Source organism: Nocardioides sp. SLBN-35 (genome assembly GCF_006715725.1).
In the GTDB taxonomy this organism is placed as follows: domain Bacteria; phylum Actinomycetota; class Actinomycetes; order Propionibacteriales; family Nocardioidaceae; genus Nocardioides.
Map to the genome: position 1 here is coordinate 1,496,077 of NZ_VFNU01000001.1, position 14,661 is coordinate 1,510,737.

The 14,661-nt window shown below is 71.2% G+C and carries 14 protein-coding genes; 12 read left to right on the forward strand and 2 right to left on the reverse strand.

All coding sequences use genetic code 11. From position 1 onward, the window contains the following. The first annotated feature begins 60 nt into the window (after positions 1-60). From FBY23_RS26400 to FBY23_RS07320, 10 genes are read left to right on the forward strand one after another with little or no spacing between them, the layout of a single operon-like run. Positions 61-822: an ABC transporter permease gene (locus FBY23_RS26400; RefSeq protein WP_260806568.1), complete on the forward strand. Its 762-nt coding sequence runs from the start codon at positions 61-63 to the stop codon at positions 820-822. Further along, positions 822-1,661: an ABC transporter permease gene (locus FBY23_RS07280; protein WP_141797538.1), complete on the forward strand. Its 840-nt coding sequence runs from the start codon at positions 822-824 to the stop codon at positions 1,659-1,661. The genes FBY23_RS26400 and FBY23_RS07280 overlap by 1 nt, the downstream gene beginning before the upstream one ends. Further along, a complete protein-coding gene (locus FBY23_RS07285; RefSeq protein ID WP_141797539.1) occupies positions 1,658-2,959 on the forward strand; it encodes an MCE family protein in 1,302 nt (433 codons plus the stop codon). The genes FBY23_RS07280 and FBY23_RS07285 overlap by 4 nt, the downstream gene beginning before the upstream one ends. Beyond that, entirely contained in the window at positions 2,956-3,993 is a 1,038-nt protein-coding gene (locus FBY23_RS07290; RefSeq protein ID WP_141797540.1) for an MCE family protein, read from the forward strand. The genes FBY23_RS07285 and FBY23_RS07290 overlap by 4 nt, the downstream gene beginning before the upstream one ends. After that, the gene (locus FBY23_RS07295) at positions 3,993-5,021 is read left to right on the forward strand and encodes an MCE family protein (protein ID WP_141797541.1); all 1,029 of its coding nucleotides are present in this window, start codon (positions 3,993-3,995) and stop codon (positions 5,019-5,021) included. Before FBY23_RS07290 ends, FBY23_RS07295 begins: the two co-directional genes overlap by 1 nt. Continuing rightward, the gene (locus tag FBY23_RS07300) at positions 5,018-6,049 is read left to right on the forward strand and encodes an MCE family protein (RefSeq protein ID WP_141797542.1); all 1,032 of its coding nucleotides are present in this window, start codon (positions 5,018-5,020) and stop codon (positions 6,047-6,049) included. The genes FBY23_RS07295 and FBY23_RS07300 overlap by 4 nt, the downstream gene beginning before the upstream one ends. A gap of 1 nt (position 6,050) precedes the next feature. After that, positions 6,051-7,409, forward strand: coding sequence for an MCE family protein (locus FBY23_RS07305; RefSeq protein ID WP_222117766.1), 1,359 nt, complete (start codon positions 6,051-6,053; stop codon positions 7,407-7,409). 1 nt (position 7,410) lies between these two features. Then, positions 7,411-8,589, forward strand: a complete 1,179-nt coding sequence (locus tag FBY23_RS07310; RefSeq protein WP_141797543.1) for an MlaD family protein — start codon at positions 7,411-7,413, stop codon at positions 8,587-8,589. Continuing rightward, positions 8,589-9,218 (forward strand): hypothetical protein, encoded by a 630-nt coding sequence (locus FBY23_RS07315; protein WP_141797544.1) that lies wholly within the window; start codon positions 8,589-8,591, stop codon positions 9,216-9,218. Before FBY23_RS07310 ends, FBY23_RS07315 begins: the two co-directional genes overlap by 1 nt. Continuing rightward, positions 9,215-9,730 (forward strand): hypothetical protein, encoded by a 516-nt coding sequence (locus tag FBY23_RS07320; RefSeq protein ID WP_141797545.1) that lies wholly within the window; start codon positions 9,215-9,217, stop codon positions 9,728-9,730. Before FBY23_RS07315 ends, FBY23_RS07320 begins: the two co-directional genes overlap by 4 nt. 9 nt (positions 9,731-9,739) lie before the next feature. Here the strand turns inward: FBY23_RS07320 and FBY23_RS07325 are convergent, their stop codons facing one another. Next, a complete protein-coding gene (locus FBY23_RS07325) occupies positions 9,740-10,345 on the reverse strand; it encodes a mismatch-specific DNA-glycosylase (RefSeq protein WP_141797546.1) in 606 nt (201 codons plus the stop codon). A 38-nt stretch (positions 10,346-10,383) separates the two neighbouring features. Here FBY23_RS07325 and FBY23_RS07330 point away from each other — a divergent pair, with 38 nt between their 5' ends. Next, a complete protein-coding gene (locus FBY23_RS07330; RefSeq protein ID WP_141797547.1) occupies positions 10,384-11,568 on the forward strand; it encodes a site-specific DNA-methyltransferase in 1,185 nt (394 codons plus the stop codon). Here the strand turns inward: FBY23_RS07330 and FBY23_RS07335 are convergent. After that, positions 11,561-13,024 carry a wax ester/triacylglycerol synthase family O-acyltransferase gene (locus FBY23_RS07335; protein ID WP_260805807.1) on the reverse strand — a complete coding sequence of 488 codons (1,464 nt, stop codon included), beginning with the start codon at positions 13,022-13,024 and terminating at the stop codon, positions 11,561-11,563. The two genes, FBY23_RS07330 and FBY23_RS07335, sit on opposite strands and share 8 nt — an antisense overlap. 146 nt (positions 13,025-13,170) lie before the next feature. On the opposite strand from FBY23_RS07335, the gene FBY23_RS07340 reads away from it, so the two are divergent. Continuing rightward, a complete protein-coding gene (locus tag FBY23_RS07340) occupies positions 13,171-14,661 on the forward strand; it encodes an FG-GAP-like repeat-containing protein (RefSeq protein WP_141797548.1) in 1,491 nt (496 codons plus the stop codon).

The window sequence follows — 14,661 nt, forward strand, 5'->3', positions numbered from 1 at the left end:
CTGTACGTCGCCGACGACGAGGAGGCAGACCGACCCCCTGCCGTCGTCCGTCCGGACCCGGTGACCCGGGCCCTCGACCAGACCGGCGCGTTCTTCGCGCTCGGCCTCGACACGGTCCGGTCCACCTTCCGCCGGCCCTTCTCGGCGCGCGCTCTGCTCGACCAGTTCTGGTTCGTCACCAGCGTCTCGTGGATCCCCGCGATGCTGATCGCGATCCCGTTCGGTGCGGTGATCGCGCTCCAGCTCGGCACCCTGACCGTCCAGGTCGGCGCGCAGTCCTTCACCGGCGCGGCCTCCGTGCTCGCCGTCGTGCAGCAGGCGGCGCCGATCGTGACCACGCTGGTCATCGCCGGAGCCGGAGGTGCCGCCATCTGTGCGGACCTCGGCTCGCGGACCATCCGCGACGAGATCGACGCGATGCGGGTGATCGGCGTCGACCCGGTCCAGCAGCTCGTCGTACCCCGGGTCCTGGCGTGTGTCATCGCGGCGGTCCTCCTCAACGGCCTGGTCTCGGTCGTCGGCGTCCTCGGCGGCTACTTCTTCAACGTCGTGGTCCAGGGCGGTACGCCGGGTGCCTACCTCGCCAGCTTCACCGCCCTGGCCCAGATCCCCGACCTGGTCGTCGGCGAGATCAAGGCCGTCATCTTCGGCTTCCTCGCCGGTGTGGTCGCCGCCTACCGCGGACTCAACACCCGCCCCGGCCCGAAGGGCGTGGGGGAGTCGGTCAACCAGTCGGTGGTCGTCACCTTCCTGCTGCTGTTCTTCGTCAACTTCGTCGTCACCACGCTCTACCTCGAGCTGGTGCCCGGGAAGGGAGCCTGATGAGCACCGTCGCCGTCGCGAAACGTCCCTGGTGGGACCGCCGCCTCGACCGGATCGTCCAGTCGGGGCGCGACATCCGCTTCTACGGCCGCGCCATCGCCGGCATCCCGAAGGCGGTCCGGCTCTATCCGAAGGAGATCTGGCGCCTGCTGTCCGAAGTCAGCTTCGGCACCGGTGCGCTCGCCGTCATCGGCGGCACCGTCGGCGTGATGACCGGCATCAGCATCTTCGTCGGCACGGTGGTCGGGCTGCAGGGCTACTCCGCCCTCGACCAGATCGGCACCTCCGCGCTCAGCGGATTCATCTCCGCCTACTTCAACACCCGCGAGATCGCGCCGCTGGTCGCGGCCCTCGCCATGTCGGCGACGGTCGGCGCGGGCTTCACCGCGCAGCTCGGCGCGATGCGGATCAGCGAGGAGATCGACGCCGTCAAGGTGATCGGGCTCGACGCCGTGCCCTTCCTGGTGTCCACGCGGCTGGTCGCCGGGTTCGTCGCGATCATCCCGCTCTACGTGATCGGACTGCTGACGTCGTACGCCGGGAGCCGGCTGGTCACCGTCCAGTTCCGCGGGCAGTCGGCCGGCACCTACGACCACTACTTCCAGCTCTTCTTGCCACCCGTCGACATCCTGCTGTCGTTCGGCAAGGTGCTGGTCTTCGCCGTGCTGGTCATCCTGATCCACTGCCGCCTCGGCTTCTTCGCCCGCGGTGGCCCGGCCGGCGTCGGGATGGCCGTGGGTCGCTCGGTGCGTCGCACCCTCGTGGTGGTCGCCGTGCTGGACCTCGCGCTGTCGATGGCGATGTGGGGCACCACCACGACGGTGAGGATCGCTGGATGAGCGCGGTGATGAGCGCCGCGCGGATCCGCGACCTGCTCCTCGGCGTCGGCTACGGCGTGGTGGTGCTCGCGGTCGCCGCCGGCACCTGGCTGGCCTACAACCAGGTGTTCGTCGAGCGCAGCGAGATCACCCTGACCACCCGCACCGTCGGCAGCGCGCTGCAGAAGGGATCGGACGTGAAGCTCAACGGCGTACCGGTCGGCAAGGTCACCTCCATCGAGCCCCGCGACGGCGGCGCGACCCTGACCCTCGCCCTCGAGCCCGACGTCCTCGGCGACCTGCCGGTCGGCACCACGGCACGGTTGCTGCCCAAGACCCTCTTCGGTGAGCGGTACGTCGCCCTGGTGCGCCCCGGGCAGGGCGGCGCCACCCTCGAGGCGGGCGACACCATCGAGCAGGACTCGTCCAGCGCCGCGGTCGAGGTCGAGGAGCTCTTCGACGAGCTGCTGCCCGTCCTCCAGGCCATCCAGCCCGACAAGCTGTCCGCGACCCTCGGCGAGCTCGCGGCGATGCTGCGGGGCCAGGGCGGCACGATCGGCGAGACCGTCGTCGCGTGGGGCAAGTACCTCGAGAAGCTCAACCCGCTCACCCCGCAGCTGGCCGACGACCTCGCTGCGTTCGGCCGGGTCGCCGAGACCTACGCGGACGCGGCCCCCGACCTGGTCGACGCACTCGACTCGATGACGACCACCTCGCGCACCCTCGTCGAGGAGCGGGCCTCGATGACCAAGCTGTTCGCCTCGGTGATCGTCGCGGCCGACGACACCAACGGCTGGATGGTGGCCAACTCCGGCTCGATCATCACGCTGTCGAAGGAGAGCCGGAAGGCCCTGGAGGCGATGGCGCCGTACGCCGTGCAGTTCCCGTGCCTGTTCAAGTCGCTGCGTGCCTTCATCCCGGTGATGGACAAGACCCTCGGCAAGGGCACCGACGAGCCGGGCATCCACGTCGTGCTCAACGTGACGCCCGACCGGGGGCGCTACGTGCTCGGCAAGGACGACCCGACGTACCTCGCGAAGGGCGCACCACGCTGTCCCTACCAGGACGGCAGCGTGAAGCCCGTCGCCTCGCGCGGCACGGACGGCGCACCCGCGCAGATCCTGCCGCCGCCGAGCGACCGCGTGCAGAAGGTGTTCGCCGAGGCCGCCGGGCTGGGCGAGGCGAACTCGCCCGCCGAGAACCGGCTGATCGCCGAGCTGATGGCCCCGGAGGCGGGCGTCAGCCCGGCCGACTACCCGACCTGGAGCAGCCTGCTGGTCGGGCCGCTGCTGCGCGGCGCGGAGGTGGAGGTCCGATGACCCGGAAGAGCGGTCCCCGCAGCGGGTTGATCCCGACACTGACCAAGTCCCTCGTGTTCGCCGTGGTCACGGTCCTCGCGACGCTGGCACTGGCCGGCACCATCCGCAACAGTGCGGCCGGTCCGTCCAACGAGTACGTCGCGATGTTCAGCGACGCCACCAGCCTCAACAAGGGCGACGACGTGCGGATGGCCGGCGTCAAGGTCGGCACCGTCACGAGCGTCGAGGTCAGCGGCGACCGGGTCGCCCGGGTGCGCTTCACGGTCGCCGACAACGCTCCGCTCGGCGCCGGCGCCCGCGCCATGCTGCGCTTCCGCAACCTCGTCGGTCAGCGCTACGTCGCCCTCGAACCGGGCGACGTCAACGGCAAGCGGCTCGCGCCCGGCCACGTGTTCGGGCTCGACGCGACGCAGCCGGCGCTCGACCTCACCGTGCTGTTCAACGGCTTCCAGCCCCTGTTCCGGCTGCTCGACCCCGACGACGTCAACAACCTCAGCGCCCAGGTGATCGCCGTCTTCCAGGGCGAGGGGCCGACGGTCGAGGGCCTGCTGAAGAGCACCGCCAGCCTCACCTCGACGCTCGCGGACCGCGACCAGGTGATCGGCCAGCTGATCACCAACCTGTCCTCGGTCCTCGGGGTCGTCGAGGAGCGCTCCGGACAGCTCGACACCACGCTGGTCACCCTCCAGCAGCTGGTCAGCGGCCTGGCCGCGGACCGCAAGACGATCGGCTCGACCATCGACGGGATGGGCGACCTGTCCGAGAGCGTGGCCGACCTGCTCCAGGAGGGACGGGCCCCTCTCAAGCGCTCCATCAAGGCGCTGGGCGACCTGTCGGGGGTGCTCGCCAACAACGAGGACGTGATCGACAAGGCGCTCGCGACGCTGCCGACGAAGGTCCAGCGGCTCGCGAAGATCGCCAGCTACGGCTCCTGGGTCAACTTCTACATCTGCTCGATCAAGGGCCGGATCCCCCTGCCCGAGGGCTACTACGGCGACCTCGGCGTGCAGCCGGTCGCGGGGAGGTGCCGCTGATGGCCGCGCGCACGCAGCGACGGTTCCCGACCGCGTTCGCCGAGCGGAACCGGGTGGTGATCGCCGTCATCGGCATCGCAGCCCTGGTCGCCACCTTCTTCGCCACCTTCTACGCCGAGGACCTGCCGGTCGTCGGCGGCGGGACCGAGCACCAGGCCTTCCTCGCCGAGGCCGCCGGCCTGCGGGCCGGCGACGAGGTCCGGGTGGCCGGGGTCAAGGTCGGCAAGGTGACCGGCGTCGACCTGGTCGGCGACAAGGTCCTGGTCAGCTTCCGGTCCAAGGGCGTCGAGATCGGCGACGAGTCGACCGCGGCGGTGAAGATCAAGACCCTGCTCGGCCAGAAGTACCTCTCCGTCGACCCCCTCGGCACCGAGGCGCTCGACGAGCCGATCCCGCTCGAGCACACGACCACGCCGTACGACGTCAACGCGGCCTTCTCCGACCTGTCCTCGACGATCGGCGAGATCGACACCACCCAGCTCGAGCAGAGCATGACCACCCTGTCCCAGATCTTCGCGAACACGCCGGAGTCGGTACGCGGCATGGTCGACGGGCTGACCCGCCTCTCGCACACGATCTCCAGCCGCGACCAGGAGCTGGCCAGGCTGTTCCGCTCGACCTCGAGCGTCACCGACACCCTCGCCGCCCGCAACGGCGAGATCGGCAAGCTCGTCGACGACGGCAACCTGCTGCTCACCGAGCTGGCCAACCGGCGTGAGTCGATCCGGCAGCTGCTGCAGTCGACGGTGACGCTGGGGCGGGAGCTGGCGGGCGTCGTACGTGACAACCAGAAGCAGCTCAAGCCGGCGCTCGACAAGCTCGACCAGGTCGCCGCGATGCTGCGCCGCAACCAGAAGCACCTGGGCGACGCGCTCGAGGTGCTCGGTCCCTACTACCGGATGCTCACCGCCGCGATGGGCAACGGCCGCTGGCTCGACTCCTACATCTGCGGCCTGTTCGACGCGCAGGGCGCGCCGGTCCTCGAGAACGACGTGGTCCGCGACTGCCGACCCGGAGGTGGCTCATGAAGTCCCGTTCCCTGCGCTGGACGGCGGTCGCCGCCGGCCTGGTGCTGCTCGTCGCCGCGGCCGTGGTGGGGGTGCGGATGCTGCGCCCCGGCACCGAGCTGACGGCCGACTTCGACTCCGCGGTCGGCCTCTACCCGGGCTCCGACGTCCAGGTGCTCGGCGTCCCGGTCGGCACGGTCACCAAGGTCCACCCCGTGGGTGGGAAGGTCCGGGTCACGATGCGCCTCGACGAGGGCCGCAAGGCCGCCCGTGGCACTGGCGCCGTGATCGTCGCGCCGACCCTGGTCAGCGACCGCTACGTCCAGCTCACCACGCCGTGGGTCCGCGGCCCGGCGCTGAAGAACGGCGCCCGGATCACGAAGACGGCGGTGCCGGTCGAGATCGACGCGCTCTACAAGAGCCTCGCCGACGTGGGGGAGGCGCTCGGACCCAACGGCGCCAACCGCAACGGCGCGCTCTCCGACCTGCTGAACGCGGTCGCCGAGAACCTCGACGGCCAGGGGGCATCGATCAACACCATGCTGCGCGACTTCTCTAAGGCCTCGGCGACGGTCTCCGGCGTCGACGACGACTTCTTCGCCACCGTCGAGAACCTCGACACCCTCAACCAGACCCTGCTCGACCACGACCAGGGTGTGGCCGGCGCCAACCAGCAGCTCGCCGTGGTCGCGCAGTACCTCTCCGAGGACCGCGAGAACCTCACCTCGGCGATCACCGAGCTGGGCAAGGCGCTGGCGCTGCTCGAGGGCTTCGTGAAGGAGAACCGCGGCGCACTCAAGCGCAGCGTCGACGGGCTGCGCGGGCCGAGCCAGGTGCTGGTCAACCAGCAGAAGTCGCTCGCCGAGGCGGTGCGCACCATCCCGCTCGCCCTGCAGAACTTCATCAACACCTACGACCCCACGTCGAACACCCTGCAGGGCCGCGGCAACCTCAACGAGCTCACCCTGTGGAGCGACGACGGCAAGTCCGCCCGCACCTCCCAGGAGGCACCTCCGTTGCTGCTGCCCGGCCTGGACGGGGGTGAGTGAGGTGAGCACCCGACGCCGCCGCACCCCGGCCGCACTCGTCGCCGCCCTCGGGATCAGCCTCGGCCTGACCGGGTGCGGGATCCTGGGTGGAGGCGTCTACGACGCCCCGCTGCCCGGCGGAGCCGACCTCGGCAAGGACCCCATCACAGTGACCGCCGAGTTCGCCGACGTCCTCGACCTGGTGCCGCAGTCGAGCGTCAAGGTCGACAACGTCGCGGTCGGCCGGGTCACCGACATCGACCTCGGTGACGACGGGCGCACGGCCGTGGTCACCATGCAGGTGCGGCGTGACGTCGACCTGCCGTCGGCGACCACCGCCAGGCTGCAGCAGACCTCCCTGCTGGGGGAGAAGTACGTCGCCCTGGTCCGTCCCGAGGGCGGCGGCGAGACCATGCCCGCCTCGGGCCGGCTCGCCGACCGTGCCGTCCTCACCACTGCCGACACCGATGCCGCGGCCACCGCGGAGCAGGTGCTCGGAGCGCTGTCGCTGGTCCTCAACGGTGGCGGCGTCGGTCAGTTCCAGGAGATCTCCCGAGAGCTGCAGAAGGTCGGCGACGGGCAGACCGCCGAGGTCCGCGACTTCCTCGACCAGCTCGGCCGGTTCGTCGGCGTACTCGACCAGCGCAAGGACGCCATCACCGGCGCCCTGGACGGTCTGGCCCGCCTCTCGACCGTGCTCGACGGCGATCGCAAGCAGATCGCGACCGTCCTCGACGACCTGTCGCCGGGCATGAAGGTGCTCGTCGAGCAGCGACCCCAGCTGACCAAGATGCTGCAGTCGCTCGACCGGCTCTCGAAGGTCACCGTCCGCACGCTGAACGCCTCGCAGAAGGACATGGTCCGCGACCTGAGGGCGCTCGACCCGATCCTCTCCGAGCTCGCGAAGTCCGGCGCCGACCTCCCGTACTCGCTGGAGATCCTGCTGACCTACCCGTTCCCCGACTCGGTGCTCGGCGCGATCCGCGGCGACTACCTGAACGTCTTCATGACCACCAACTTCCGCACCCTTCCTGCGGGCTGTGCGGCGGTTGGCTGCTCGTGGCCCCAACCCACGGCAGGTGGCGGGTCGGCGTCGCGTTCTCGCAACCTCTCCCTCCCCGGGGACGCGCCGCCGACCATGCTGCCGTCCACCGACAGCGCGACCCCCACGACCGGCACACCCACGGTGCCCGGACCGTCGATCCTGCCGAGCGCACCGTCCTCGTCCGGGTCCTCGAGCGGCTCCTCGAGCGGCTCAACGAGCGGCTCAACGAGCGGTTCGGCGACCAGCGGTTCCCCGAGCGGCTCGGCCAGCGACTCCGCGAGCGGGTCGCCCAGCGGATCGTCGAGCGGCTCGGCCAGCAGCGAAGGAGGCGAGTGACGTGCAGCAGCTCACCCGCGGAGTCCACGTCAAGCTCGGCCTGTTCGTGCTGGTCGCGCTCCTCGGCACCAGCTACCTCGGGGCGTCGTACGTCGGCTTCACGCCGTTCTCCGACGGCTACCGGGTCACCGTGTCGCTGCCCGAGGGTGGCGGCCTGTTCGTCCACTCCGAGGTCACCTACCGCGGCGTCCAGGTCGGCAAGGTGACCGCGATGGACCCGACCGACGACGGCGTTGAGGTGACCGCCGAGATCGAGCCGGGCGCACCGGACATCCCGGCCGACTCGACGGCGCACGTGCGCAGCCGGTCCGCCATCGGCGAGCAGTACCTCGACCTGGAGGGCACGACGTCCAAGGACCTGCTCGCCGACGGCGACCACCTGACCGCGGGCCGCGACGCGTTGCCCGAGGACCTCTCCGAGGTGCTGCGGGCCAGTCGCGACCTGGTCGCGTCGGTGCCCTCGGACTCGCTGAACACGGTCGTCGACGAGAGCTACCTGATCTCCCAGGGGCTCAGCCAGGACTTCGGCCGGCTCCTGGAGACCTCGCGGGAGTTCCAGCAGGCGGCCGACGACAACTTCCTGGTCAGCGCCTCGCTGATCCGCAACGCCGACCGGGTGCTGGCCACCCAGGAGGACTCCAGCACCGCGATCGGCTCCTACAGCAAGGACCTCGCGTTGTTCGCCCAGGCGCTCGCCGACTCCGACACCGACCTGCGCACCCTGATCGCGGCGACGCCCGGAGCGGCCGAGCAGCTGAGCCTGCTGATCCGGGACGTCGGCCAGCCGTTGTCGAACCTGATGGACAACCTGATCCCGACCGCCACCGTCTTCGGGGCCAACGCCACCGCGGTGCGCGACGCCCTCATCCGGCTCCCGGAGGCAGTGAGCATCGGCTGGGCCACCACGAGCGGCCGCGGCGTCAACCTCGGCATGGTGCCGACCTTCTTCAACCCGCTGCCGTGCGTCACTGGCTACAGTGGCACGACCCTGCGCCGGGGCACCGACGCGACCGAGGGGCCGCCGCTCAACCGCAAGGCAGGGTGCACCGCGCCGCGCGGCGAGGGCAACGTGCGCGGTCCGCAGGCCGTGGCCGGTGGCACCGGCGACGGGACCGCCCACCGACCGGCCGACGTCGACCTCGTCGAGGACCTCGACGACCTGCTGGGAGGTGGCCGGTGATGACCACAGGATTCGGGTACGACGTGGAGGAGCTCGACATCGACGACGAGGACGCGACGCAGACGCCCGAGCCTTCGGAGCCTTCGGAGCCTTCGGAGCCTTCGGAGCCTTCCGAGCGGTCCGGGCGCCGCGCGATCGAGCTGGGCCTGCTGGTGCTGGCGGTGGTCGCGCTGGTCGCCGGCGTGGTGACCTGGCAGCGCGCCGGCGACCACGACGAGGCGGCCCTCGAGCGGGCCGAGCTGCGCGACACGGTGCTGATCACCGCCCGCAGTCACATCGAGACGATGAACACCCTCGACCACGACGACGTCGACGGCGGTCTCGAGAAGTGGCTGGACGTCACGACCGGCACGCTCAAGGACCAGATCGCGGCCACCGACGCCGAGACTCGCAAGCTGATGGCCGACCAGCAGATGGTCTCCACCGGCAAGGTCATCGACGCCGCCGTCCTCGACCTCACCGCCAGCACCGCCACGGTGATCGCGTCGGTCGAGGTGACGGTTCGCAACGACGCCGACCCGTCGGCCGCCCCGAGCGTGAAGCGCAACCGGTTCGCCGCCGATCTGGTCAAGGTCGGCGGCCGGTGGCTCCTCGAGGGCCTCGACCAGGTGGCGGTGGAGATCAAGTGAGCACCGTGCTGACCGTCGTACGCAGGCACGGGGTGCTCGTGCTCACCGTGCTCCTCCTCGCCGCGGCCGCCGTGGCCTTCTGGCAGGCCGGCGTCGCCCGCGACAAGGACAACGTCGGCAACCACGCCGTCGTCGACGCCCCGGCCACGACCGAGGTCCAGTCAGCCGTGGCCTCCGCGCTGGTCCGGGTCTTCAGCTACGACTACAACAACCCGGGCCCGACCCAGCAGGCCGCCGACGACCTGCTCGACGGCAAGGCGCGCGAGCAGTACGACCTGCTGTTCGCCGCGCTGGAGGAGAAGGCACCCGGACAGCAGCTCGTGCTCACCGCCCAGGTGCAGGTCGCCGCGGTCAAGGAGCTCACCGGCCGATCCGCGACCCTGCTGGTGTTCCTCGACCAGGCCTCGCAGCGGGCGACCGACAAGGAGTCCGCCGTCTCCGCGGCCCAGCTCGCGGTGCGCGCCACGAGGACGGGGGACACCTGGAAGGTCACCGGCATCGAGCCGCTGTGACCTGCGCCGTCAGATGACCCCGGCCGCCACCGCCACCTCGCGGTAGGCAGCTGCCAGCGAGGCGACGGTCTCGTGGGCGTTGAGCCCGCTCGGGTTGGGCACCACCCACAGCTCTGCCCCCGACCACAGGTCGTCGATCGTGTCCGGCTGGCGGCCGGGGACGGCCTTGGGGAGCCCGAAGGCGGTGCGGTACGCCGTGATCCCGGCGATCGCCACGACCTTCGGCCGTTCGCGGGCCACCAGCTCGACCAGCTGCTGCCCGCCGGCCCTGAGCTCCTCGGCGCTCAGCTCGGAGGCCTTCGCGGTCGCGCGGTGCACGACGTTGCTGATCCCGATGCCGCGCTCGCGCATCATGGTCCGCTCGGAGTCGCTCATCCCGTCGGCCGGGTCGACCGGCTCGGTGATCACCCCGCCCAGCAGCAGCGCCGGGTAGAAGCGGTTGCCCGGGTGCGCGAAGTGGGTCTGGGTCGCCGCGGTCCACAGCCCGGGGTTGATGCCGACGAACAGCAGTCGGAGCACCTGGCCGGGTGCGTTCGGGAGCAGGTCGGGGACCACGGCGTCGCGGTAGGACTCGAGCTCGGCCCGGGAGAAGGTACGGCGCGCCCTGTCGTTCATGGGGCCGAGCCTGTCACGACGCCTGCGACAATCCGTTGGTGCCCAACGAGCCGGGACCGTGGAACACCTTCGTCGAGGGCGACAACCTCGACGTCCTCGCGGCGCTGCCCTCGGCGTCGTACGACCTCATCTACCTCGACCCGCCCTACAACACCGGCAACGACTTCGCCTACCACGACGACTTCCGCGGTGAGCGGGGCGCGGGCGCGGCCGGCCGGCACGCCGCCTGGGTGGCCTACCTGCGGCCGCGGATCGAGGCCGGCCACCGGGTGCTCGCCGAGACCGGGGCGCTCTTCGTCAGCATCGACGACCACGAGGTCGCGCACCTGCGGCTGCTCCTCGACGAGGTCTACGGCGAGGCCAACTTCCTTGCGCAGGTGGTGGTCAACCTCAACCCGAAGGGCCGTCAGCTGGGGAAGGGGTTCGCGACCTCGCACGAGTACCTGCTCGTCTACGCCAAGGACGTCGCCCGCTGCGTGCTCGACGCGACGTCGACGACGACCGTGGTCGAGGCGGACTTCCCGCTCAAGGCACCCGACGGGCGCCGCTACCGGCGGCTGCCGCTGCGCAACACCAACAAGAAGTTCAACCCGCTCTCGGCGCCGACCCTGCACTTCCCGGTCTGGGGGGACCCGGCGACGGGCCGGGTCGCCACGACGCCGTTCCCGGGCGGCGAGGAGATCAAGCCCGTGTTCGGGGACGGTACGCCGGCCGTGTGGCGCTGGTCCCGGCCCCGGATCGACGAGCGGCCCGACGACCTCGAGTGCCGCGTCGTGCGCGGCACCCGGGGCGACCGGGTCGACGTCTACCAGCGCGACTGGCGCCACCCCGCCGGCGGGCGCCGCAAGAAACTGCCGACCATCTGGCTCGCCGAGGAGGTCGGATCCACCGACACCGCGGTCGCCGAGCTCAAGGACCTGGTCGGCCACGTCTTCGAGTCGCCCAAGCCGACCGGCCTCCTGCTGCGCGTCATCGGCACCATGCCCGACGACGCCCGGGTCCTCGACTACTTCGCCGGCAGCGGCACCACCGGGCACGCCGTCGCCCTCGCGAACGCGGCCGACGGCGGGCGTCGTACCTGTCTCTCGGTCAACTCAGCCGAGCCCACCCGCCCCGGCTCCAACGCCGAGCGCGCCGGCCACCCGACCGTCTCGTCGGTGACCCGCGCCCGGCTCCGGGCGGTCGCCGAGCGCGTCGGCGGCGGGTACGCCGAGCTCAGCTGACGCCAGCGGCCTTCTCCAGCGCGGCGAGCTCGTCGTCGAGGAAGGTCAGCAGGCGCTGCAGGTGCGGCACGGTACGGCGGCAACCGGTGAGGCCGAAGCCCATGTTGCCGGCGTACGACGTGCAGGTGATGTTGAGTGCCATGCCGTTGATCGGGATGGAGACGGGGTAGTTGCCGACCAGCTGCGCGCCGTTCCAGTAGTGCGGCACCCGCGGCCCGGGCACGTTGCTGATGATCAGGTTGTACGGCGGCCGCACGATGCCCTGCATCTTCAGCATCGGCACCACGATCGAGGGCGCCATCCCGATCGCGCTCATCGCCACGATCTGGTTGGGCGTCATCGAGGAGAGCGCCTCCTTGCCGTCCTTCATCGACTGGCTGATGGTGCGCAGCCGGTCGGCCGGGTCGGCCTTGTCGGTGGCCAGGCGCACCATCACCGAGCCGATCGCGTTGCCGCCGTCAGCAGACGCCGTGCCGGCCTGCTTGGCCTTGAGGCCGATCGGGACCATCGAGACCATCGACTGCTCGGGCAGCGCGTCCAGCTCGGTGAGGTAGGTCCGCATCGCGCCGCTGCACATGGCGAGCACGACGTCGTTGATCGTCGTACCGGTGGCCTTGCCGACGCCGCGGATCCGCTCCACCGGCCAGTCCTGGGCGGCGAAGCGGCGGGCGCCGGTGATCGACTGGTTGAAGATCGTGCGCGGCGCCGCGAGCGAGACGGCCGAGGTCTCGTTCTTGAGGCCCTTGCGCAAGGTCTTCACCAGCGCCATCGGCATCCCGGCCGCGTCGGCGCTGATCGACAGGGCCGTGCGTACGGCGTCGCCGGGCAGGTCGGCGAGGGTGCGGGCGGCCGTGGTGGCGGCGCCGACCGCGGCGGCGGGAAGCGAGTCGGCGCTCTCGGGCTCCGGCTTCCGCCTGCGCGCCGCGCCCTCGGCGAAGGGGGCGGGCATGGAGCGGCGCTCGGCGTCGGAGGAGAGCGTGCTGGCCATCAGCCGCATCGCGGAGATGCCGTCGACGAGGGCGTGGTGGAGCTTGGTGTACATCGCGACCCGGCCGTCGGCGAGGCCCTCGATCACGTGGGTCTCCCACAGCGGCCGCTCCCACGCCAGCCGCGTGGAGTGCAGCCGGCCGACCAGCTCGAGCAGCTCGCGGACCCGGCCCGGCTGGGGGAGCGCGCTGTGCCGCACGTGGTGCTCGATGTCGAACTGCTCGTCGTCGCGCCAGACCAGCGTGCCGCCGGTCTTGACCGAGCGGTAGGGGTGCTTGAGGAACAGGGGCGCGATCCGCTCCGTGTCCCGCATCGACTCGAACATCTCCCGCACGTAGTCCGGCCCCGCGTCCGCGGGCGGCTCGAAGAGCTGGAGCCCGCCGACGTGCATCGGCATGTTGCGGTTCTCCGCGAGCAGGAACGCCGCGGAGGTCGGGTCGATCAAACGGTTGCCGGGAACGGAGACCACGGAGCAGCCCCTTTCGTCGCAGGTGGCCCCGATCCTTGCGCGTCGTGACGGTCGCCACAAGCGAATCGGGGAGCGCGGCGAGGCGTGACCTGCTCCTGCATGGGGTAGGAAGGGCCCGGCTGTACGCGAACGGATGGGATCAGGCCTTGAGCAACATCACCCCTCCCGGCTGGTACCCGGACGGTGACGGCATGGAGCGCCGCTGGGACGGCTCGGGCTGGACCGCCGAGCGGCGACCGATGACCCGGTTCGCGCCGGCCGACGAGTCGACCCGGGCCCGCCCGGAGCCGGAGACCCCACCGCCCGCCGCTCCGCCGCCTGCATCTCCGCCCGCCGGCTACGGTCACATCCCCTCGCTCGGGTACGGCGGCCCGCAGCCGCCGTACACTCCGATGCCGGCCCCGATGCCCGCCTCGATGCCCGCCTCGATGCCGTCCCCGCCCCGGCGCAACCGCCTCGGCCTGTGGATCGCGCTCGCCGTCGTCCTGGTCCTGCTGGCCGGTGCGGCCGGCACCCTGGCCGCGTTGCGCCCGTGGGAGGACGACACGAGTGCCGGCGGTGGCGGCGGCGACGGGGGCGACGACGGCAAGGACCACCCCGCGGCGATCCAGGGCGACATCGACGGCGACGGCCACGGCGACGCGGTCTTCTACTTCTCCCCGGACTACGAGAGCACGCGCCGGGTCACCGCGAGCAGCAACGGCACCGTGTTCACGACCAGCGAGCTCGCGGTCGAGGAGTCCCGGGAGCCGGACGAGCTCTACCTCGACTGGGACGACGACGGCACCAACGAGCAGCTCGCCTGGTCCTTCGTCGACGACGCCAACCAGCTGACCCTGTCGTCCACCGACAAGGAGTTCCCCGGCGACCAGACCTTCCGGCTCGCCCTGTCCTCGCTCGAGGAGTACGGCACCCGCATCCAGGTGCAGGCCGGCGACTTCGACGGCGACGGCAGCGCCGACCTCGCCCTCATCGGTCCCAACGACCGCAGCGTCGAGGTGCAGGTGCTCCTCGGCGACGGGAGCGGCGGCTTCGCCGACCCGGTCCGGTGGGCCGCGCTGACCAACGCGACGATCGACTCGACCGAGATCCGGGCCGGCGACTTCGACCACGACGGCTTGGCCGACCTGTGGACCCGGCTGCCGGCCGAGAAGGTGAAGGACGAGGACTACACCGGCTACTACTCCGGCAAGCGGGGCTACGCGCTGCTCTCCTCGACCGGCAAGGAGTTCGAGGTCGGCGCGGTCGCCGAGGACGACCTGTACGCCGACGCCTACCTCGTCGGCGACGTCACCGGTGACGGCACCACCAGCCTGGTCGCCGTCCAGGCCAGCTCGTACGACGAGGAGGTCGAGGTCACCGTCTACGACCTCGCGGACGGCCGCCCCCGCGCCGTCGCCGGCTTCACCGGCACCTCCACGATCGGCCAGCGCACCCTCCAGGGGGCGACCCTGAGCGACGTCGACGGCGACGGCGACGGCGACGTGGTGTTCGTCGTCAAGGCCTCCCAGGAGGCGAAGTTCACCGGCGTGCAGGTGATGAAGTCGACCGGCACCGTCTTCGAGAAGGCCACGGTGTGGGCCGAGACCCCGGCGTGCGAGAACTCCGACTGCCGCATCGAGTTCCCCGAGTCCTGA